The following is a 20,776-nucleotide window of genomic DNA, read 5'->3' as shown; positions in this document are numbered from 1 at the left end:
CCGTCTCGGACGTTGTTTTCTAGAACCAGGGCTGCGTGGTGAAACTGTAATTCACCTTCACACCGAACGTGTACTGGTTCTGCGACCCGAACTGGCGGCGCACCAGCGGGCTGTCGGCGGATGAACCGACGATGCGATTATAGCCGACATATCCCGTCGCGGCCCACCGCTCGTCGAACGTGTAGGTCACAGCGCCCAAGGCGCCGACCGTGACGTAGCTGTCGGGTCGGAACGGGGTCAGCGTTCCGTTGAGCGCCGCCTCGAATGGCTGAACACCGAAATAGCGCCGGGCGAAGCTGGCATCGCCGAAGTTGAAGCGCGGGCCCACCGAGACCTGCCAGCGGTCGAAGGGCTGGATCACGTCCGCGCCGAGCGAGCCGACGAAGCCGTGATGCCCGAAGATCCCATGGCGCAACTCGGCCCGGGCGCGAAGCCATTGCGTGGGGTAATACTCGACGAAGACACCCGGCTCGATGGCGAACTGGGCATCGCGCAGACCGAACAGGTCCCGCCGGTTGTCGCCGTAATAGCGGCCGGGCACGTACTCCGCCGTCAGACCGGCATTGAAGAGCGGCGAATCGTAGAGTGAGACGCTGATCCCGTCATCGGGCGACGAGAACCGGCGTGGCGTACCGGCCTTGGCGATGCTGATCGATGGGTAGCCGATGGCGGTATACTCGTTCGACCCCGGAAAACTCGGCGTCGCCTGCACCGTCGCCGTCACCGTCACGACCCAGAGGTTCTGGTCGAGGGCGAGGAACGTCGGCGGCCGCTCAATCTCCATGAGGTCGGCCGCTCCCGCCGCACCCGCCGCCATGAGCGAGCCCGCGAGAGCCAGGGCCGGCATGGCGGCAAGCCCCGTCCGTTGCGCAGGGCGCGAGGATGGGTTGGGAAACATCGTGTCCATGAGCGATGTCATAGACACAAATCCCTAACGCATCACGACAAACCCGACGTGACGACAGACCTATGTTGGCACTGTCGGAAAGACGCTTCGGCACGACAGGCGCGCCGAAGCGATCTCGAGGCTAGAAATAGGACTTCAGAGCACCGCGACGGCGCACATCGAGGGTCGCGCAGTGGAACGAGCCGCCGAACGGACCGTAGGACAGGAACGGCGCCGGGATCGGATCGAAGCCCCAATCCTTCAGGGCCTTGATCAAGGTCGGCTGGCTCGCGTCGACGACGATCTTCTTCTCGTCGATGGCGAGCACGTTGATCGAAGTCCAGGGCGAGCACATCGAGATCTTGCTCATGAAGCCCTCCACCGGATCGGGGCGGGGCGCGATCAGCACGTCCCACTTCTTGAGCACGGCTGGCAGCTTCTCGACGTCGATATAATCCGGGTTCACCAGCACCTTGCCCGGGGCCAGCGGCATGAAGGACGAGTCGATATGCATCGGCTGCGGGCAGCGGCTCTCGATCTCGTGGACGCGGAAGCCCGAGCCGAGGTGGCGGCGCAGCCACTCGATGCCCATGAGGTTCGTCACGTTGGACCGGGTGACGAAGAGGTCGCGGCCGCAGCGGACGAAATCGGCCGCGTCGAAGACCGGCTCGAACTCGTTGACCGTGAACTGCATCGGCTCGCCGGCCTTCAGGTTCGGCACGCGGTAATCGTAATTGTAGAGCTCGTCCGTCAATTGCGGCCGGGGCGCCGAGGTCCATCGTGCGCCGTTGCGAAAATATTCCTTGAACAGCGAGCGGTAGGCATCGCCCTCGAAATAGCGCGAGCGCCAGCACATCGGGCTCTCGATGATCTCGTCGCCGATCACGAGGTACGGGTCGCGCGGGCAGGCGACGCAGAAGCCGCGGGACGACCAGCGGGGTGCGTTGTACTTGCGCGAGAAATCCACCGTGTCGGGACGGCGGACTTTCACGCCCTCGCCGGCGAGGATCGTGATGAAGTTGTCGAGCTCGGCCTGGGCGAGCTTCTTCATGAACTTCGGATAGCGGAAGCCCGCGGCGAACCGGTAGAACGGCTGCGCGGCACGCGGCAGGTTGAAGATCACCGTGAGGTGGTGGGACGGAATGGTCGCGCCGTCGAGGCTGCCGACGATCACCTCCTCAAGAGGGTCCCACTCGTTCCATGCCATGACCGGAGATTTCGGGGCGGGGGTGCCGCGATAGTCGGCCGGGGCGGTGTCATAAGCATCGATCTGCGCGTCGGCGAGCACGGCGTCCCGGGCCGTGGTGAAAGCTTCGCGGTCCATCATTCGTCCCTTGGTCGCGCCTTAAAATGCGGCTGTTTCTTCGAGGCTCAGGCCCCATCGCCGCTTTGGCCCGCACTGTGTCTATCGGGTGATAGACAACGAAATCCAAAGCTGCAACTTCCGATGATGCCAACGTTTTCCGGAAGGTTTTTCGTCCGGGGGGTCGGTGAATTTCTCTAAAAAATCGTCCGCGCCGACGGTCGAAGGGGGATCATGAAGCGTCTGACGACATTGGCCCTCATCGTCGGCCTCTGCACGGTTGCAGGCCTGTTCTTGTCATCGGGACTGGATGATGTCGCCGCCGCTTTGGTGAGCGCCGGCTGGGGCGCCGCCATCGTCGTGGTTGTACGCGCCGTCGCCGTGGGCTGGGCCGGACTCGGCTGGTTCGCCGTGTTCCCGCGGGCCGACCGCCCGGGCCTGTGGAACTGCGTCTCCCTGCGCTTCGTCCGCGAGGGCATCAACACGCTCCTTCCCGTGGCCACCGTCGGCGGCGATTTCGTCGGCGCCCGGCTCCTGGCGCAGCGCGGCGTCTCCGGGGGGCTCGCCGGCGCCAGCATGTTCGTCGACCTGATGACGCAGGCGGTCACCCAGTTCCTCTTCACGGTCGGCGGCGTCGCCCTGCTCGCCTGGCTGCACGGCGACGGCCCGGTGGTGCGCACGGTCGCCGGAGGTCTCGCCATCGCGGCCCCGGCCCTCGGCGCCTTCTTCCTGATCCAGCGCCGCAGCGGTCACCGCGTCATCCAGGCCATGCTGAACCGCTTCGCCGCCGCCCGCGAATGGCGGGCACTCGGCGCGGTCGACGTACTCTATGACGGCCTGCGCAGACTTTATTCCTCGCCCAAGCGGGTCATCGGCGCCATGGGCGTGCACATGATCGGCTGGATCATCGGTGCGGCCGAGGTCTACGTGGCGCTGCACTTCATGGGCTATCCGGTGACCGTGGCCGAGGCCATCGTGATCGAGAGCCTGGCCCAGGCGGTCCGTGGCGCGGCGTTCGCGGTGCCGGGGGCGCTGGGCGCCCAGGAAGGCGGCCTCATCGCCCTCTGCGCGATCTTCGGCATCCCCGCCGAGGCCGCCCTAGCGCTCTCCCTGGTGAAGCGCCTGGCCGATCTCATGGTCGGCGTGCCCGGCCTGGTGGCCTGGCACTTCATGGAAGGCAAGAAGGACGCGCCGGACACGGAAGACCGGACCTCTCCGGCCCCGGTGTCCGTGGAGCAGGGAACGGTGAAAGCCGGGGGTGACATCGCCCGGGCGGTGAGCCTGGACGCCATGCCGGTGTCGCGTGTGCCCGCCAACCTCGTGGGAAACCACACCGTGTTGCGATCGATGGAGAGCGATATGGGGACGCTGCGGAAATGCGCGTGAGCGGCTTCGCATCGGGGCTCGCCGCCTCGACCCTCCTCGCCGTCACCCTCCTGTCGGGAACGGCTGCCCGCGCCGCCGAGGATGCGGCGGTGCAGACCGTGCGCGGTCTCTATGCCAGCTTCGAGGGCGCTCTCAAGGCGCCCGAGGCCGACGTGAAGAGCCGCGCGCTCGTCATCGGCCCGGTCCTCGACCAGAGCATGGACTTCGCCACCATGGCGCGGGTCGCCGTGGGCGCGAAGTGGAAGGGCTTCACGCCCGAGCAGCAGGGCGCGCTGACGGAAGCCTTCAAACAGTATTTCACCGCGACTTATGCCACCCGCCTGTCCCAGGCCGCCGGCGGCAAGTTCGACATCAAGCCCGAGAGCGAGGCGCGCGGGCAGAACCGCGTGGTCCAGACCGAGGTCGCCAATGCGGATGGCGACGCCTCGCAGATCGATTACCTCGTCGGCTCGGGCAACCGCATCCAGGACGTCTACCTCAACGGCAACGTCAGCGAGATCGCCGCCATGCGCGGCAGCTTCGCCGATCCGCTGAAGGCGGGCGGGGCGGAAAGCCTGCTGAAATTCCTTCGCGATCGGACGGCGGCGATGCTCGCCGCCAAACCAAAGCCTTAGACGCAGGCCAGACGCCCCTCGCCGGGCCTGGCCGGACGAACCCACCCGTGCCGTCGTCCCGACCCAGCGGCACCCTCATCCAAACCGTGACCGAGCTTCGCCCATCATGGACCTCACCTTGACGGATCTGCCTTCGGCGAGCCTGAGCTGGCTCTCACTCGTGTTCCAGCTCATGGCCCTGGCCGGCTGCGTCTACGGGTTGACGGCTGCCTTCCTGGCCGGCCGCTACGCACGCCGCCCCCTCCCGGTCCTGACGGCGAACGCCGCGCGTCCCTCGGTGACCATCCTGAAGCCGCTCTGCGGCATGGAGCCCAATCTCTACGAGAATCTCGAGACTTTCTGCCGCCAGGATTACACCGGCCCGATGCAGGTGGTGTTCGGCGTGCAGAACGCCACGGACCCGGCGATCGCCGTGGTGCGCCGCCTCGCGGAAACCTATCCCGACCTGAAGCTCGATCTCGTCATCGATGCGCGCCAGCACGGCTCGAACCGCAAGGTCTCCAACCTCATCAACATGTCGGCCCAGATCGCCCATGACGTGATCGTGCTGGCCGACAGCGACATGGTGGCGAGGCCCGACTACCTCGAACGGATCGTCGCCGAGCTCGGGCAGCCGGGCGTGAACGGCGTCACCTGCCTCTATCACGGCGTACCGGCCCATCGCGGAATCTGGGCGCATCTCTCGGCGCTGGCCATCGACGTACAGTTCCTGCCCAACGTCGTGATGGGCACCTCGCTCGGCCTCGCCAAGCCCTGCTTCGGCTCGACCATCGCCTTCACCACCACGGCCTTGGCCGAGATGGGCGGCTTCGAGGCCTTCCGCGACGATCTCGCCGACGACTACGCCGTGGGCGAGGCCCTCCGCGCCAGGGGCGGCCTCGTGGCGATCCCGACCTTCACCATCGGGCATACCTGCGTCGACACCGATCTCGCCGGCCTGTGGAAGCACGAGCTGCGCTGGAACCGGACCATCCGCAACGTCGATCCGGCCGGCTATGCCGGCTCCATCGTCACCCACGCCTTCCCGCTGGCCCTCATCGGTGCCCTGATCCCCGGCGCCGATACGAGCGGCCTCGTGGTGGCGGCCCTGGCGCTCGCCTGCCGCATCATCCTCTGCGTCCGCCTGGAGCGCGCCTTCGGCCTCGCTCCGCACCCCTACTGGCTGTTGCCGATTCGCGACATCCTCTCCTTCATGAACTTCTCCTGGAGCTTCGTCTCGGGGGCGGTGACATGGAAAGGTCACGATTATCGGGTGGTTGCAGATGGCACACTGATCCCCGAGCGAAGCCTCGGCCACGATGCTGGTGCATCCTCGCTCTGATCTTCGCTTTTAGCGTCCCGTCCGCCCTTTTTCCTTTCTCGCTGAGGCCTTGAACCCCATGCGCACGCTTTTCCTCCAGGCTCCCACCTTCGACGGTTTCGACGGCGGCGCGGGCTCCCGCTACCAGGCCAAGCGCGAGATCAAGTCGTTCTGGTACCCGACCTGGCTCGCCCAGCCGGCGGCCCTGGTGCCGAACTCGAAGCTGATCGACGCGCCTCCGCACAACATTAAGCTTCCCGAGATCGTGGCTCAGGCCAATGATTTCGACCTCGTGGTGCTCCACACATCGGTGCCGTCGTTCAAGTCCGACGTGAAGACCGTCGAGGCGCTCAAGGCCGCCAACCCGAAGCTCATCGCCGGGCTCATCGGCGCCAAGGTCGCGGTCGACGCGGCCGGCGCCATGGCCCAGGCCCCGTGCATCGATTTCTGCGCCCGCAACGAGTTCGACTTCACCGTCAAGGAAGTCGCCGACGGCACTCCGATGTCCGAGATCAAGGGCCTGTCCTACCGGGACGCCAACGGTGTCGTGATCCACAACGTGGACCGCGAGATCATGACCGACATGGACCAGCTTCCGTTCGTGACGAGCGTCTACAAGCGCGATCTCCAGATGGAGAAGTACTTCATCGGGTACCTCAAGCACCCCTACATCTCGTTCTATTCCGGCCGCGGCTGCAAGAGCCGCTGCACCTTCTGCCTCTGGCCCCAGACGGTGGGCGGCCACACCTACCGCACCCGCTCGGTCGCGCACGTGATCGAAGAGATCAAGTACTGCCTGAAGGAGTTCCCGCAGACGAAGGAGTTCTTCTTCGACGACGACACCTTCACCGACAACCTGCCGCGCGCCGAGGAAATCGCCCGCGAACTCGGCAAGCTCGGCGTCACCTGGTCGTGCAACGCCAAGGCGAACGTTCCGCGCGACACCCTGAAGGTGCTCAAGGAGAACGGCCTGCGCCTGCTTCTGGTCGGTTACGAATCCGGCAACCAGCAGATCCTCAACAACATCAAGAAGGGCATGCGCGTCGAGGTGGCCGAGCGGTTCACCAAGGATTGCCACGACCTCGGCATCGCCATCCACGGCACCTTCATCGTCGGCCTGCCCGGCGAGACCCGTGAGACGATCCAGGAGACGATCGCCTTCGCCAAGCGCATCAACCCGCACACGATCCAGGCATCGCTGGCGGCCCCCTATCCGGGCACCTTCCTCTACAAGCAGGCCGTGGAGAACGGCTGGCTCGACATCGCGAACGCAGAGCTCGTCGACGAGAACGGCGTGCAGATCGCGCCGCTGCATTACCCGCACCTGTCGCATTCCGAGATCTTCGCGGCGGTGGAGGAGTTCTACCGGAAGTTCTATTTCCGCGCTCCGAAGATCGCCTCCATCGTCTCCGAAATGGTCCGTTCGCCCGACATGATGAAGCGCCGCCTGCGCGAAGGCGTGGAGTTCTACCGCTTCCTCAAGGAGCGCCAGGGCACCGCCAAGGCCGCCTGAGCCTCGGCTCTCGCATCGACGCATGACGGCCGGGCTCGCTGCCCGGCCGTTTTCGTTTCCGGCAGGGACCCAGTCGTTCGCAGAGCCGCGGGCGAGAGGCGAAAAAGCCGGTTCCCCCTTTCCGCATCATGCTCTAGACGCTTTCCCCGACGGAACCGGTCGCGCGACGCCTTCCGGCGCGGTCAGCGATGAGAGGATTCGTCGTTCCGCTGTTTCGGCAGCCTCGAAAGCTCTCCGGCGCCGGCCCTCGGGCAGGCGGGATCGGGCCCTGCAGGCCACGCGCCTCCGCCCCGTCCCCGCGGCGCCGGAGGGTGACCGGCCAAGGGGAAGGGTGCGATGTCCGAGCTGTCCGTCCTTTTCGTCGTCGGCGCGTTCGCCTTCGTGGGCGGCCTCGCGATCACGCGGACGCACCGCGCGTTCCGCGGCCCCCTGTCCCGCATCGTGCACGAATGGGAGCACGGGCTGCTCTATCGCGACGGACGCTTTGCCGGAGATCTGCCGCCCGGGCGCTACCGGACCCTCGGGTGGGGCGACCGTCTCGTGGTGACCTTGCCGAACGTCCCAACGTTCGAAGGCCTGCACGGCGTCGAGGTCACCAGCGGGGACCGGCTTTCCTTCCGCCTGTCGGCCACGCTGGTCTTCGAGGTGATGGAACCGCGCGTCGCCTATGAAAACCGCTACCGGGACAGCCTGCAGCGCGCAGGAACCGATGCCCTGATCCGGCTCGCGGCGGCCCGTACGCTCGAAACCCTGCTGTCCGAGCGCCCCACCCTCGACGCCGCACTTCTCGCCTTCCTCGACAGGCCCGTCGCTGGTTGCCGGATCACCGGTGCGACCGTCAGCGCCGTGACCCTGCCACCCGAGGTTCGCCGACTTTATGCCGAGGTCGAACGGGCGCGGCTCGAGGGCCAGGCCTCCCTGGAGCGGGCGCGCGCCGAGCAGGCCGCCCTTCGCTCCCTGGCCAATTCGGCCCGGATGCTGAAGGGCAATCCGGAACTCATGAACCTGCGCCTGCTCCAGGCGCTCTCGACGTCGGGCGGCAAGGGCGGAGCGACCCTGGTGCTCGGCCGCGAGGCCTTCGCCGCATCGGCGCCCGGTGGCGGAGCAGCTTACTCTGACGAGGACTGAGCGTGGCCCATAAGAAACGCCTGATCGTCACCGCCGACGATTTCGGCCTGAGCCTGGCGGTCAACGAGGCGGTGGAGCAGGCCCATCGCGAGGGCATCCTCACGGCCGCCAGCCTGATGGTGGGCGCGCCCGCCGCCGCGGATGCGGTCGCTCGCGCACGGCGCCTGCCGTCCCTGCGCGTCGGCCTCCACCTCGTCATGGTGGAGGCGTGGCCGACCCTGCCCGCCGCCGACCTGCCCGACCTCGTCGGACCGGACGGCTTGATCCGCAGCGACATGGGCCGCCTCGGCCTCGACCTCGCGGTGAAGCCATCGGCGCGCCGTCAGCTCTCGGCGGAGATCACGGCGCAGTTCGAGGCGTACAAGGCGACGGGCCTCCCCCTCGACCACGTCAACGCCCACAAGCATTTCCACGTGCACCCCCTCATCGCCGGGCGAGTCCTGGCGATCGGCCGCGGCTACGGCATGCGGGCGATCCGGGTGCCGCGCGAGCCTCGCGCCGTGCTGCGCGCCGCCGAGCCGGGGGCCAATCCGAAACCCGCCCTCGACATCGCCCCCTGGGCCGGCCTCCTCGCCGTCCGCGCCCGTCAGGCAGGCCTGCTGATCCCCGATCGCACGTTGGGGCTGGCATGGTCCGGCGCGATGACACCGCGGCGCGTGGCGGGGCTCCTCCGCCACCTGCCCGACGGCCTGACCGAGCTCTATACCCATCCCGCCACCGGCGGCGGCTTTCCGGGCGAGGCACCCGGCTATGCTTATGCCGCCGAGCGTGACGCCCTGATCGCGCCGGAGACGATCGCGGCCCTGGCGGCATCCGGGGCGGTGAGGGGCGGGTTTTCCGATTTCGCGTAGGCGGTCGACCGCGACCGGATCCCCATCAAAGAAAAAGCGGCCGTCGCTTCACGCGACGGCCGCTTTTTTACGGACCGGTCCCTGGCCCTACTTCACGGCCACGGGCTCGGGCTTTGCCGCCCTGAACCCTGCCACGGCGTCCTCGCCCTCGGGGCGCTTCGGGTCCGGCTTTTTCGGCGGCGGGCCGAGGAAGGCCGGGACCACGAAGAACGCGGCGATGAGGGTGAAGAACAGCGACAGGGCGAGGAGCTTGCCCATGCTGGCCGTGCCGGGATGACTCGACAGAACCAGGGAGCCGAAGGCCGTGCCGGTGGTCAGGGCGGAGAAGAAGATCGCCCGCGTCAGGCTGGAGGCCAGCATGTCGGTGACGCCCGCCCGCCAGGCGATGACGTAGTAGATGTGGAAGGCCACACCCACGGCGAGCATCAGCGGCAGGGCGATGATGTTGGCGAAGTTGAGCGGCATGCCGACCACATGCAGCGCCATCAGCGTCCATAGCGTGGCGAGCACCAGCGGGCCGAGGGTCATCGCCACGTCCCAGGGCTTCCGCAGGGCCACCGACAGGATGATGAAGATCGCCACCAGCGCCGTCAGCGCCGCCTGCACGAAGGCGCCCAGGATGGTGTAGCTCGACGAGGTCGTCGCCACTGGCGCGCCGGTCGCGTGCGGGGCAACGGTCTGCACCTCCTTGGCGAAACGGCGCAACACGACATTGTCGTTGGCGTCACCACTCGGATGCACCTCGATCCGGGCGCGGCCGTCGGCGGCGATCCACTCGGCCTTCAGCTTCGGCGGAATGTTGGCGAGGGTGACCTTCTCGGGGGCCAGCATGCCGCGCAGGCGGTTGAGCAGGGTGGCGAGATCGGTGGTGACCGCCACGTTCGCGGCCTGACGCAGCTGCGGCGTGGCCGAAGCGAGGGAATCGAGGGTGCCGGAGAGCGCACCCGCGGCCTTGGCTCCGGCGGCGTCACCGGTGGCGATGCCCTTGAGCGCAGTGGCCGCCTCCTTCAGCGCCTTCACCGTGTCGGCGTCGGTGGGCGGCGGCGGCTTCCTCGCCGGGTTGAGGATGGGGCCGAGGAGCTCGGCCGTCTCGGCGATGGTCGCGAGCTTCTGATCCTGATCCGGGGGGACGAACGTGTCGATGTCGATCACCCGGGCGACCGAGGGCAGGGCCTTCAGCTTGGCCGCGAGCTCGGGCACCGCCTGTACGTTCGGCGCGATCACGTCGATGAGGTTGGGGCTCGTCTCCGGGTCCTTGATTAGGTCGAGATAGGTCGAGATCGATTCCACCTTGGTGCTGCGCAGGTGCATCGGGTTGGAATCGAAGGGCAGCTTGAACAGCAGCGGAATGCCCGCCACCGTGATCACGCCGACGATGATGAGCACGATCTTGCGGTTCTGGATGATCCAGTGGTCGACGCCGGCGAGCCATGTCGTCTCCACGGCCCGCGCCTCGCCCTTCGGCTTGAACACCGCGATGAGGGCAGGGAGCAGGGTGAGAGAGAAGAGATAGGCGACGATCATACCGACGCCGGCGATGAGGCCGAGCTCGGACACGCCGCGGAACGCCGTGGGCAGGAACGCGAAGAACCCCGCCACAAGGGAGATGGCGGCGAGACTCAAGGACCAGCCGACGCCCCGCGCGGCGGCACGGATGGCGTTCGCCAGATCCGGTTGCTCGAACCGGTCGGCCCGGTATCGCACCGCGAACTGGATCCCGAAATCGATCCCGAGCCCCACGAACAGGGCGGCGAAGGCCACGGAGATCGGGTTCAGCTCGCCCACCATCAGCAGGCCGAGGGCCGCGGTGACGATGAGTCCGGCGAAGGTGGTGATCAGGACGGCGCCGACGAGGGAGGCCGAACGCAGGGCCAGCCAGACGAACAGGATGATGGCGCCGGCCGTGACGCTGTAGTTGAGGAACGCGTCCTCGGCGAGGGTGGCGAATTCGTCATCCGCCACGGCCACCGGGCCGGTGAGGCGCATGCGCGGGTTGTCCGCCGCGTCGAGGCCGCCGAGGGTGTTGATCTTCAGGTCGGTGGCGATGCGCCGGACCAGGGCGGAGGCTTCGGCGCCCGGCTGGAGCGCCGCGTAATCCAGCTTGGGCTGGATCATAATGAACTTGCGGAGTTCCGTACCCTGGGCCTTGCCGTTGGAGAGAAGCAGCTGCCAGGACAGGCGGGCCGGCTCTCCCGCCAGCACCTTGCGCAGCACCTCGTCGATCCGTGTCATCGGACCGTCGAGATCCTCGAGCTTGGCGTCGCCGCTTTTGATGCCCCGGGCGCCGAGGCCGAGCACCCGCATGAGGCCGCGGAGGGACGGGTCGGCGGCGAGCGGACCGAGCAGTCCCTGCTGCTGGACGAGCTGGTCCATGGTCTTGGTGAGCTCTTCCTGCGGCATCAGCAGGAAGCCGTTCTTGTCGTAGAACGGGCCGCCATCCGGGCGGTAGACCGTCTCGATCTGATTCGGATGGTCCAGGAGGGCCTGGGCCAACGTGGCCGCGGCCTGTTCGGCGACCTCGGGCGTCTTGCCGTCGATGACGGCGACGAGGGTGCCCGTCCGTTGCGGAAACGCCTTCTCGTAGTTGATCTCGTCCTGGCGCCAGGGCACATCCGTGTCGATGAGACGCTCGACGTCGGTGTTGATCCGGAAGAGATGGGCGGCGAGCGCCGCGCTTCCGACAGTGAGGAGCGCCACCAGGCCGATGACCAACCAGCGGCGTTGGACGGAAAACGCAACGAGACGTTCGATCACAAGTATCCTGCCTGACTAGCGACGCGGGCCCCACCTGAACGAGACCGGCCGGTCTCGCGGATGCGAGCGACAGGCGACGATCTCGGCGCGGAACCGGTCTTGGTCCAAGGGTCGGTTACCACCTGTCGAGGCAATCCACGAGTCCCGGCGGTATATCGAGATGTGTCATGCCTCTGCGACGGCCAGCCTCGAACGAGGGTGTCCGTACTCATCGGCAGGGGGAAATGCAACGCGGCCCCATGCTCTTGTCCTGCAGTCGAAGTCATGTGCGCCCGCGCACCGCACCATGTCGACGCCTCGACGGAACGTCGTCCAAGGCCGTGGGAGGGACACCCGTCGCTGTGAGGGCGCGCAGTTCTGACATTCGCTGGCCGAATAGGAAAAAGCACCACGGTTCGGCATAAGGACAGGATATCGCCAGTATCGGAAGCGCGACGACATGCGCCTCCCCTGTGGCCGTATTGCCCCATCACCGCTCAAACACGCATCGTGCGCTGGCCGCGCGGGCGGATCAAGATCTGTTCCAGCCTAGTGCGCTGGAATTTCGCCGCTTTTCGCGGTAATGCACCGGTTCATATCGGGGCCAAAAACAAGGAGCCGCGTCTTGGGTATTCCCCTCCGTTACGTCGCGAAGATTGGCGGCTACATTCTCAAGCAGCACCTCACCGGTCGCAAGCGCTACCCGCTCGTGATGATGATGGAGCCGCTGTTCCGCTGCAATCTCGCCTGCGCCGGCTGCGGGAAGATCGACTATCCGGACGAGATCCTGAACAAGCGTCTGCCGGTGGCCGACGCCCTGGAATCCGTGCGTGAGTGCGGCGCACCCATGGTCGTGATCGCCGGCGGCGAGCCGCTTCTGCACAAGGATCTGCCGCAGATCGTCGAAGGCATCATCGCGCAGAAGAAATTCGCGATCGTGTGCACGAACGCGCTGCTGCTCGAGAAGAAGATCAAGGACTACAAGCCCAGCCCGTACTTCACTTGGTCGATCCATCTCGATGGCGACAAGGAGATGCACGACCAGTCGGTGTGCCAGCGCGGCGTCTACGACAAGGCCGTCTCCGCCATTGCGAAAGCCAAGGAGATGGGCTTCCGCGTCACCATCAACTGCACCTTCTTCAACAATTCCTCGGCGGACAAGATTGCCGACTTCTTCGACACGGTGACGAAGCTCGGGATCGACGGCATCACCGTTTCCCCCGGCTACGCCTACGAGCGCGCTCCCGACCAGCAGCACTTCCTCAACCGCAAGGCGACGAAGGACCTGTTCCGCGGCGTGTTCCGGCACGGCAAGGAGAAGGGCCGCCAGAACTGGACCTTCCAGCAGTCGGGCCTGTTCCTCGACTTCCTGGCCGGCAACCAGACCTACCATTGCACCCCGTGGGGCAACCCGACCCGCACCGTGTTCGGCTGGCAGAAGCCCTGCTACCTTCTCGGCGAGGGCTACGCGGCCACCTTCAAGGAGCTGATGGAGGAGACCGACTGGGATTCCTACGGCACCGGCAATTACGAGAAGTGCGCCGACTGCATGGTCCATTCCGGCTACGAGGCGTCCTCGGTGGTCGATTCCGTGAAGAAGCCGTGGAAGCCGCTGATCCACGCCATCCGCGGCATCAAGACCGAGGGCGAGATGGCTCCCGAGGTCAGCCTCGAGAACCAGCGCCCGGCCGAGTTCGTGTTCTCGCGCAACGTCGCGCAGAAGCTGTCCGAGATCAAAGCTTCGGGCGTCGACACCAAGCGCGAGGCGCGCAACCGCACGGCGGCCTGAACCCGCCGCACGCGATGCGTGCCTCAAACGAAAGCCCCGCGCTGCCGATGCAGCGCGGGGCTTTTTCGTGTGCGCCGAGATGAAGTCCGGGCGCGTCAGGCGTCCGGAAGGCCGAGTCCAGGGCCGAGAGTGGCCCGGCACCGGGAGAGCGCCGCGAAGGCTTTTCCCGAATCCCTCGCCAGCCGGATCAGCGCGGGCAGATGGGTCGGGTTCCGGCCGAGGGCAGTGAGCACCGCGAGGATGTCGGGGTCGCCGTTCGGCTTCAGCGCCGTCGTGACAAAGGCGGGCAGGGCGCGCTCGGCCGGGTCGCAGACCACGCGGATCGCCGCGAACGGAATGCCGTGGCGGGCCGCGAAGTCCGCAGCGACGTGGGATTCCATATCGACCGCCGCCGCTCCGGTGCGGGCATGGAGTTCGGCCTTCGCCGTCACGCTCACGACCGCCGCGTCGACACCGGCGAGATCGGCGGACAATGTCGTCAGATCGGCTCTCGACAGGGCGGAGTGAATCGCGTCGCGCAAGACGACATCGGTCTCGCGGCGTCCCGTGTCACCGACGATGCCGGTGGCGATCACCACGTCGCCGGGGAGCAGGGATGGATCGAGTCCTCCCGCTATGCCGAAACTCACCACGGCCCGGCAGCCTGCCGTCACGCGCGCGTCGAGCAGCGCACGCAGGCGCGCGGGCGACCCGCCGGCCCCCACGGCTTCGATTCCGGGACCGGCGGCGAGCCGGGCCTCCTTGGAGAGGCCGGTGACGGCGAGAATGGGAAGCATGGGATGTCCAGCCAGCACACCCTCCCCCCTCTGCGGGGGAGGGTGGCCCTCGCGTCGGCGAAGGTCGGGAGATTTCTGGAGAGGTCGCCCCCTCTCCCGCTGCTCTGCAGGCACCCTCTCCCGCAGAGGGGAGAGGGTTGAGGAGAACCTACATCCCGTAGGCGACGGACCGCGTATTGCTCCGCTTGAGGTTGCGGTAGCGCGCCATGGCCCAGAGCGGGAAGAACTTCGGGTAGCCGTGGTAGCGCAGGTAGAAGACCCGCGGGAATCCGGTCGCCGTGTAGCGCTCCTCCGACCAGAAGCCGTCAGCTCCCTGCGTGCGCGTGAGGTAGTTGATGCCCCGCGTCACGGCCGGATCGTCGGCCTCGCCGGCCGCCATCAGCGCCAGCAGCGCCCAGGCGGTCTGGGAGGCGGTGGAGTAGCCGGGCTCGAAGGCCGGATCGATCTTGTAGGACGAGGCGTCCTCGCCCCAGCCGCCATCCGGGTTCTGGATACGGATGAGCCACGCCACCGACCGGCGGATCTCCGGCGAGGCCGGGTCGACACCGGCGGCGTTGAGGGCGCACAGCACCGACCAGGTGCCGTAGATGAAGTTCATGCCCCAGCGACCGTACCAGGAGCCGTCCTCCTCCTGATCGTCGAGGAGGTATTTCACCCCGCGATCGAGCGCCTTCGAGGTCTCACGGGTCTCGCCCAGCTGCGAGAGCATCGAGACGACGCGCGCCGTGACGTCGGCGGTGGGCGGATCGAGCAGGGCGCCGTGATCCGAGAACGGGATGTTGTTGAGGTAATGGTGGTTGTTGTCGGCGTCGAACGCCGCCCAGCCGCCATCGCTCGATTGCAGACCCTCGACCCATTCGCGGGCGCGGGCGATGGAGACGGCGTAATCCGGCACGTCGGCGACGAGACCGTGCTGGCGCGTCGCCCGGTCCATCGCCATCACCACCACTGCGGTGTCGTCGAGGTCGGGGAAGTGCGGGTTGGCGTATTGGAACGCCCAGCCGCCGGGGCGGACATTGGGGCGGCCGGCCGCCCAATCGCCCTTGATGTCGAGCACCTGGAGCGGACGCAGCCAGTCGAGCCCGCGCCGTGCCTGATGCTCGGCATCGGGTCCGCCGGCTTCCAGCAGGGCATGGCCGGCAAGGGCCGTGTCCCAGACCGGCGAGAGGCAGGGCTGGACGTAGGCTTCGTGCTCCTTGACCACCACGAGCTTCTCGACCGCCTCGCAGGCGATCCGAACCTGCGGGTGATCGGCCGGATAGCCGAGCACCTCGTACATGAGCACGGTGTTGACCATGGCCGGGAAGATGGCGCCGAGACCGTCCTCGCCGTTGAGGCGCTCGCTGGTCCAGGCCACGGCCTTGTCGATGCCGCGCTGACGCCGCTTCTTCGGGAAATAATCCTGCGTGACCTGCAGCAGGCGGTCGATGGCGCCGAAGATCGGCGTCCACGGCCAGGTCGCGTGCGGGCTGCCGGGCCAGGACCGGACGTGGTCGGGCGGCGTCACGAACAATTCGGAGACGCCGAGCCCGAGGGGGTTCTTGGCCAGCGGCTTCTTGGCCTGCAGCACCAGCAGGGGCACGATCACGCAGCGCGCCCAGTACGAGATCTTGTCGAGGTGGAAGGGAAACCACTTCGGCAGATGCATGATCTCGACGGGCATCACCGGCACGGCGCGCCACGGCACCTCGCCGAACAGAGCCAGCAGGAAGCGCGTGAACACGTTGGAATTGGCCGCACCGCCGCGCGACAGGATGGCCTCGCGGGCACGCCGCATATGCGGGGCCTCGATCGAGTCGCCGACGAACTTCAGCGCGTAATAGGCCTTCACGCTGGCGCTCATGTCGAACGGCCCATCGTGGACCAGCGACCAGCCACCATGCTTGCCCTGCGTGCGGCGCAGATAGTTTCCGATCTTGGCCATCAGGTCGGGCGGAATGGTCGTCGCCCGGAACTGGTGGAACATGATGTATTCGGACGGGATCGTCGCATCCGCTTCGAGCTCGAAGCACAGATGCCCGTCCGCATGGACGAGATTCGTCAGGGCCTGCGTCGCCCGCATGACTCCATGCTCGACGTCGTCCAGGGAAATCTCCTGGGTCTTGGGACGCTGGAGCGTCTCGACCTTCTTGAATGCCTCTCGCATCGTCCTCGCCTCAAGCGCCGCCTGACGCGGCCCCTCTCTCACGCCGCGCCGCGCGTCATAGCTTCACCGCGTCCACGCGCTCCCTTGAGAAGCGCCTGTGCGGCCGTCGTTCCCGAACGGATCGCTCCCTCGATCGTCGATGGCAGGCCGGTCGCGGTCCAGTCGCCTGCCAGGACGAGGTTGTCGTGGGCCGTCACGGCGCTCGCGCGCCGTGCGGCCTCTTTGGGCGTTGCCGCAAAGGTCGCCCGTTTCTCCTTGACGATCTGCCAGCTTGGCAGTTCCGGTGCAAGTCCGGTCAAAGTCGAGAGCTCGGCCCAGATCTGCTTCGCCAAGTCTTCGCGCGGCACGTCCAGCAGGCGGTCGGCCCCGCTGATGGTCACCGACAGTCGGTCCGGATAGGCGAACAGCCATTCCGTCAGACCATTCACCACGCCGAGCAATAATGGCGAGCCCTGTGGAGGAAGGATCGCGAAGTGAGCATTGACGATCGAGCGGTAGGATTGCGGAACGGCCAGGCCCGGCAGGAGATCGGACGCCACCCAGGGCGGCAGGGCCAGAACCACCGAATCGTCGGGACCGAGTGTGATCGATTCGTCGCTGAACAGCAGCGTATCGACACGGCCCGCATCGGCACCGAGTCCGCGCAGGCGACGGCCGAAACGCATCTCGGCGCCGTGCTTGGCCAGATAGGCCAAAGCGGGGTCGATGAAAGCGACAGAGAGACCGCCCACGGCGATGAGCGGCCGGCAGGCGGCGCCGCCCGCGCCCAGGGTCTCGCGCAGGATCGTGGCGGCGAGGCCGACATCGCTTTCCTGCGGATCGGTGTTGAGGGCGGCGAGCAGCACCGGATGCCAAAGGCGCTCGTAGAGCGGTCCGGAACATTCCATGCGCTCGCCGATCGTGCCCGCCCGGCCGGGGGCCTTGCCCGAGGCGGCCCTGAGGATGCTCAGGGGCGCGAGGTAATCCATGGCGCGGCTGCCGGGCACGCGGCGCGAGGCCTGCAGCACCCACCACGGCACACGGCCGGCATTCGGCCGCAGGGTCCAGCGCTCGCCGGTCTTCAGGTCGGCGAAGGGAAACTCGGCCTCGTCCGGCCCGGTCAGGGCATCGGCGGGGGCGCCCACCAGCTTCAGGAAGTCGAGGGACGAGCGGTTGCCCGACAGCAGCAGGTGGTTGCCGTTGTCGATGGTCAGGCCGAGCGTCGAATCGAAATAGGAACGACAGCGCCCGCCCGCCTGCTTGGCGGCCTCGTGCACGATGACGCGGCGCCCCTGCTCGGCGAGCGACACGGCGGCCGAAAGGCCCGCCAGCCCCGCGCCGACGACGTGAACCGTTCCGGTCTGTTGTCCCGTCATCACAGGATCCCGTGACGAAGCGCGACGCCCAGCAGGGCGAGCTTCGAGGGTTTCACGCGCGCGCGGGGCATGGCCCAGCCGCGCTTCAGCACCGCGTCGAGATAGAGCCGGTAGGCCGCCGCCATCAGGCGAGGGGCCTTCGTCTCCTTGCGGGGATTGCGGTCGATGATCGTCCAGGTGTCGCGGTAATGGGCCTCCGCCTCCCTCGCCACAGCGATGCAGACTTCACCGATGCGGGGATGAGCGATGGCGGCCTGGGGCGTCGGATCGGTCAGGCCGATGGCGGCGAGCTTCTCGCGGGGCAGGTAGAGGCGGCCGCGCTCGGCATCCTCGTCGATGTCGCGCAGGATGTTGGTGAGCTGCAGGGCGCGACCCTCGTGATGGGCGAGGCGGATGCCATCGGCCTCGGGCAGGCCGAAGATGCGCACGGACAGTCGCCCGACCGCGCTGGCGACCCGGTCGCAATAGAGATCGAGGGTGGCCTCGTCGGGGGCGACGATGTCCTCGAACGCATCCATCGCCATGCCGTCGATGACCGCCTGGAAATCCTCACGCAACAATCCGTAGCGCCGAATGGGCACCACGAGGTCGCGCACGCGCGGAGCCGGATTGTCGGCATAGAGGGCATCGATATCGGCGCGCCAGCGGTCGAGTTCGGCCGCGCGGACGGGCGCCGGGCCACCGTCGTCGGCGACGTCGTCCACCGAACGGCAGAAGGCGTAGACCGCGTACATCGCCTCGCGGCGATCCTTCGGCAGCAGCCGCATGGCGGTGTAGAACGAGGATCCGGCGGCCGGCAGGGCGGCGTCCTGCGCCATCGCGGGTTCCTGGGCGGGTGATGCGGTGGCGCTCATGACTGCGCTCCCTGACTCGCGACGCGCGTGGACTGTCGGCGCAGGATGCGCGAGCGGAACGGACGCCGCGCCAGGGTCGAGGCGATTCCGCCCAGAGCCGTCAGGGCGAAGCCCGCCTTGCCGTGATGGACGTTCTCGGAGAGCGGGTCGCGCGTGAGCAGCCCCTTCGTGAGCACCACGGCGAGGCGGTGGATCGCCGCGATCTCGAGGCTCAGGCGCAGGTCGTCGATCAGGTCGGGCAGCACCGCGCCCTCGTCGAGGAGGACCATGGTCCGCTCGGCGAGTTCACGGATGGCCGCGCGCAGGCCAGGGGACGCCTTGTCGGCGGCGAGCGCGTCCACGGAGACGCCGTGGCGCTCCAGCACGTCCCGCGGCAGGTAGACCCGGTCGTTGCGGCGATAGTCCTTCGCGCAATCCTGCAGGTGGTTGATGATCTGGAGCGCGGCGCAGATCGCGTCCGACGGCCCCCAGACCACAGCCGGGTCCTCGCCGTGGATGTCGAGGACGAAGCGGCCCACGGGCATCGCGGACAGACGGCAATAGGCGATGAGGTCGTCCCAATCCTCATACCGGTTCTTCCGCGCGTCGAGGCGGAAGGCGTCGAGGAGTTCGAGGGCATGCGTCGCCGGAAGGCCGCGCGCGGCGAGTTCCCGCTTCAGCGGCTCCGCCTCGCGGTCGGAGGGCCCCTTGCCGGTCAAGGCGTCGGCGAGGTCGTCGAGGAGCTCGACCTTGCGCTCGGACGACAGTTCGGCATGGTCGGCGACGTCGTCGCCCGCACGCACGAAATCGTAGAAGGCCAGGATCGCGCCGCGATTCTTCGGATGGATCAGGTGGGAGGCGACGGGAAAGTTCTCGTCCTTGTGCCCCTTGCCCGAACGCGCGTCCGTCGCGCTGTCGAGGGTTGCGGTCACTTCAGATACCCCGATTGGCGGAACCAGCCGAGGGCGTCCGACAGCCCCTCGCGGTAGGGCCGCGCGGAATAGCCGAGTTCGGCCCGTGCCTTGGCATCGGTGAAGAACATGCGGTAGCGCGACATCTTGATGCCGTCGATGGTCGCGAAGGGCGTCTTCCCGGTGATCCGGGCCATCTGTTCGGAGATGAACGCGATCGGGTAGACCACGGCGCGCGGCAGGTTGATGGTCGGCGCCTTGCGGCCAACCATGCCGGCGATGTCGGCGAGCATCTGCGACAGCAGGACGTTCTCGCCGCCCAGGATATAGCGCTCGCCGGTGCGGCCATGGCGCAGGGCCAGGAGATGGCCGTAGGCGACGTCGTCCACATGGGCGAGGTTGAGGCCGGTATCGACGAAGGCCGGCATCCGGCCGAGGGCCGCTTCCACGATGATCCGGCCCGTCGGGGTCGGCTTGACGTCGCGGGGGCCGATGGGCGTCGACGGGTTGACGATGACCACGGGCAGGCCGTTGCGGGCCGCCATCTCCTCGACCACGCGCTCGGAGACGACCTTGCTGCGCTTGTAGGCGCCGATGGCCGTGCCGGGGGTGAGGGGCCGCATCTCGTCGGCAGGCGTGCCGTCGTCATGCGGCTTGATGGTCGCGACGCTCGACGTGTAGACGATCCGCTCGATACCGGCCCGGAGGGCTTCCTCCATGAGGATGACGGCGCCGTCGCGGTTGGTGCGGACGATCTCTTCCGGGTCCGGCGCCCAGAGCCGGTAATCGGCGGCGGCATGGACGAGGTAACGCTGGCCGGCGAGCGCGGCGGCGACCGACGCGCGGTCACGCATGTCGCCCTCGACGATCTCGACGTCGTTCCACACGAGGTTGGTGCGCGGCGACGAGGCCCGCACCATGATCCGCACGGAGAAGCCGGCCTTGCGGAACACGTCCACGAGGGCGGCACCGAGGAACCCACTCGCTCCGGTAATGAGAACCGGGCCGGCATCGTAACGGCTCTCGTCGAACCTGCCGGAAGGGGTGGCCTCTGTCATTTCTCTCGTAGGGTCAGGGGATTGGACAAGGAGACGCGCCGGTGCGAACCGGCATCATGCCCGGCCTTTTCTCATCGTTAGGCGGGGCGAACAAGCGCAGCGCGGCCACACACGGAGACTTCCGTGCGCGGCCACACGCCGGGGGCCTCAGGTCAGGCGAGACGCAGGCGTCCGGCCTTCTGCTCAGGCAGAGC

At 67.5% G+C, this 20,776-nt stretch carries 16 protein-coding genes; 7 read left to right on the top strand and 9 right to left on the bottom strand.

Annotated features, from left to right (window positions below; all coding sequences use genetic code 11):
• Positions 1 to 19: 19 nt before the first annotated feature.
• Both MBTS_RS17640 and MBTS_RS17635 read right to left on the bottom strand, forming a co-directional pair.
• Positions 20 to 907: a MipA/OmpV family protein gene (locus tag MBTS_RS17640; protein ID WP_244973583.1), complete on the bottom strand. Its 888-nt coding sequence runs from the start codon at positions 905 to 907 to the stop codon at positions 20 to 22.
• A 121-nt stretch (positions 908 to 1,028) separates the two neighbouring features.
• Positions 1,029 to 2,210, bottom strand: coding sequence for a hypothetical protein (locus tag MBTS_RS17635; RefSeq protein WP_056146623.1), 1,182 nt, complete (start codon positions 2,208 to 2,210; stop codon positions 1,029 to 1,031).
• Between the two features lie 213 nt (positions 2,211 to 2,423).
• Here MBTS_RS17635 and MBTS_RS17630 point away from each other — a divergent pair, with 213 nt between their 5' ends.
• The 6 genes from MBTS_RS17630 (at position 2,424) to hpnK (ending at position 8,981) form a co-directional block, all read left to right on the top strand.
• Positions 2,424 to 3,575 carry a flippase-like domain-containing protein gene (locus MBTS_RS17630; protein ID WP_056146483.1) on the top strand — a complete coding sequence of 384 codons (1,152 nt, stop codon included), beginning with the start codon at positions 2,424 to 2,426 and terminating at the stop codon, positions 3,573 to 3,575.
• Entirely contained in the window at positions 3,566 to 4,189 is a 624-nt protein-coding gene (locus MBTS_RS17625; protein ID WP_056162567.1) for an MlaC/ttg2D family ABC transporter substrate-binding protein, read from the top strand. Before MBTS_RS17630 ends, MBTS_RS17625 begins: the two co-directional genes overlap by 10 nt.
• 106 nt (positions 4,190 to 4,295) lie before the next feature.
• Complete coding sequence (gene hpnI / locus MBTS_RS17620; RefSeq protein WP_056162570.1) at positions 4,296 to 5,510, top strand: bacteriohopanetetrol glucosamine biosynthesis glycosyltransferase HpnI; 1,215 nt, start codon at positions 4,296 to 4,298, stop codon at positions 5,508 to 5,510.
• Positions 5,511 to 5,568: 58 nt separating this feature from the next.
• Positions 5,569 to 7,002 (top strand): hopanoid biosynthesis associated radical SAM protein HpnJ, encoded by a 1,434-nt coding sequence (hpnJ, locus tag MBTS_RS17615; protein WP_018044397.1) that lies wholly within the window; start codon positions 5,569 to 5,571, stop codon positions 7,000 to 7,002.
• Between the two features lie 336 nt (positions 7,003 to 7,338).
• Positions 7,339 to 8,130 (top strand): SPFH domain-containing protein, encoded by a 792-nt coding sequence (locus tag MBTS_RS17610; RefSeq protein ID WP_147830119.1) that lies wholly within the window; start codon positions 7,339 to 7,341, stop codon positions 8,128 to 8,130.
• 2 nt (positions 8,131 to 8,132) lie between these two features.
• A complete protein-coding gene (gene hpnK, locus MBTS_RS17605; protein ID WP_192216131.1) occupies positions 8,133 to 8,981 on the top strand; it encodes a hopanoid biosynthesis-associated protein HpnK in 849 nt (282 codons plus the stop codon).
• An 87-nt stretch (positions 8,982 to 9,068) separates the two neighbouring features.
• Here hpnK and MBTS_RS17600 read toward each other — a convergent pair whose 3' ends face one another.
• On the bottom strand, positions 9,069 to 11,735 hold the full coding sequence (locus tag MBTS_RS17600; RefSeq protein WP_192216130.1) for an MMPL family transporter: 2,667 nt from the start codon (positions 11,733 to 11,735) through the stop codon (positions 9,069 to 9,071).
• A gap of 604 nt (positions 11,736 to 12,339) precedes the next feature.
• On the opposite strand from MBTS_RS17600, the gene hpnH reads away from it, so the two are divergent.
• Entirely contained in the window at positions 12,340 to 13,503 is a 1,164-nt protein-coding gene (gene hpnH / locus MBTS_RS17595) for an adenosyl-hopene transferase HpnH (protein WP_018044393.1), read from the top strand.
• A gap of 95 nt (positions 13,504 to 13,598) precedes the next feature.
• Here hpnH and MBTS_RS17590 read toward each other — a convergent pair whose 3' ends face one another.
• From MBTS_RS17590 to hpnA, 6 genes are all read right to left on the bottom strand, one after another.
• Entirely contained in the window at positions 13,599 to 14,279 is a 681-nt protein-coding gene (locus MBTS_RS17590) for a phosphorylase (protein ID WP_056146493.1), read from the bottom strand.
• A gap of 148 nt (positions 14,280 to 14,427) precedes the next feature.
• Positions 14,428 to 16,425, bottom strand: a complete 1,998-nt coding sequence (shc, locus tag MBTS_RS17585; protein WP_056146495.1) for a squalene--hopene cyclase — start codon at positions 16,423 to 16,425, stop codon at positions 14,428 to 14,430.
• Positions 16,426 to 16,463: 38 nt separating this feature from the next.
• Complete coding sequence (gene hpnE / locus MBTS_RS17580; RefSeq protein WP_147833142.1) at positions 16,464 to 17,780, bottom strand: hydroxysqualene dehydroxylase HpnE; 1,317 nt, start codon at positions 17,778 to 17,780, stop codon at positions 16,464 to 16,466.
• Complete coding sequence (gene hpnD / locus MBTS_RS17575) at positions 17,780 to 18,634, bottom strand: presqualene diphosphate synthase HpnD (protein ID WP_192216129.1); 855 nt, start codon at positions 18,632 to 18,634, stop codon at positions 17,780 to 17,782. Before hpnD ends, hpnE begins: the two co-directional genes overlap by 1 nt.
• Positions 18,631 to 19,545, bottom strand: coding sequence for a squalene synthase HpnC (gene hpnC / locus MBTS_RS17570; RefSeq protein ID WP_192216128.1), 915 nt, complete (start codon positions 19,543 to 19,545; stop codon positions 18,631 to 18,633). Before hpnC ends, hpnD begins: the two co-directional genes overlap by 4 nt.
• The gene (hpnA, locus tag MBTS_RS17565) at positions 19,542 to 20,582 is read right to left on the bottom strand and encodes a hopanoid-associated sugar epimerase (RefSeq protein WP_192216127.1); all 1,041 of its coding nucleotides are present in this window, start codon (positions 20,580 to 20,582) and stop codon (positions 19,542 to 19,544) included. Before hpnA ends, hpnC begins: the two co-directional genes overlap by 4 nt.
• Positions 20,583 to 20,776: the final 194 nt, after the last annotated feature.

Source organism: Methylobacterium bullatum (assembly GCF_014845095.1).
GTDB classification, from domain to species: Bacteria; Pseudomonadota; Alphaproteobacteria; order Rhizobiales; family Beijerinckiaceae; genus Methylobacterium; species Methylobacterium bullatum.
Note: the sequence above shows the minus strand (reverse complement) of the source record. Positions and strands in the feature narration are given on the sequence as shown.

Excerpts from the sequence above, each read along its gene's own strand:
- hpnJ (WP_018044397.1), top strand. The coding sequence starts at position 5,569 with ATGCGCACGCTTTTCCTCCAGGCTCCCACCTTCGACGGTTTCGACGGC.
- hpnE (WP_147833142.1), bottom strand. The coding sequence starts at position 17,780 with ATGACGGGACAACAGACCGGAACGGTTCACGTCGTCGGCGCGGGGCTG.
- MBTS_RS17640 (WP_244973583.1), bottom strand. The coding sequence starts at position 907 with ATGGACACGATGTTTCCCAACCCATCCTCGCGCCCTGCGCAACGGACG.
- MBTS_RS17590 (WP_056146493.1), bottom strand. The coding sequence starts at position 14,279 with ATGCTTCCCATTCTCGCCGTCACCGGCCTCTCCAAGGAGGCCCGGCTC.
- hpnI (WP_056162570.1), top strand. The coding sequence starts at position 4,296 with ATGGACCTCACCTTGACGGATCTGCCTTCGGCGAGCCTGAGCTGGCTC.
- hpnA (WP_192216127.1), bottom strand. The coding sequence starts at position 20,582 with ATGACAGAGGCCACCCCTTCCGGCAGGTTCGACGAGAGCCGTTACGAT.
- MBTS_RS17630 (WP_056146483.1), top strand. The coding sequence starts at position 2,424 with ATGAAGCGTCTGACGACATTGGCCCTCATCGTCGGCCTCTGCACGGTT.
- hpnD (WP_192216129.1), bottom strand. The coding sequence starts at position 18,634 with ATGAGCGCCACCGCATCACCCGCCCAGGAACCCGCGATGGCGCAGGAC.
- shc (WP_056146495.1), bottom strand. The coding sequence starts at position 16,425 with ATGCGAGAGGCATTCAAGAAGGTCGAGACGCTCCAGCGTCCCAAGACC.
- MBTS_RS17610 (WP_147830119.1), top strand. The coding sequence starts at position 7,339 with ATGTCCGAGCTGTCCGTCCTTTTCGTCGTCGGCGCGTTCGCCTTCGTG.
- MBTS_RS17635 (WP_056146623.1), bottom strand. The coding sequence starts at position 2,210 with ATGGACCGCGAAGCTTTCACCACGGCCCGGGACGCCGTGCTCGCCGAC.
- MBTS_RS17625 (WP_056162567.1), top strand. The coding sequence starts at position 3,566 with ATGCGCGTGAGCGGCTTCGCATCGGGGCTCGCCGCCTCGACCCTCCTC.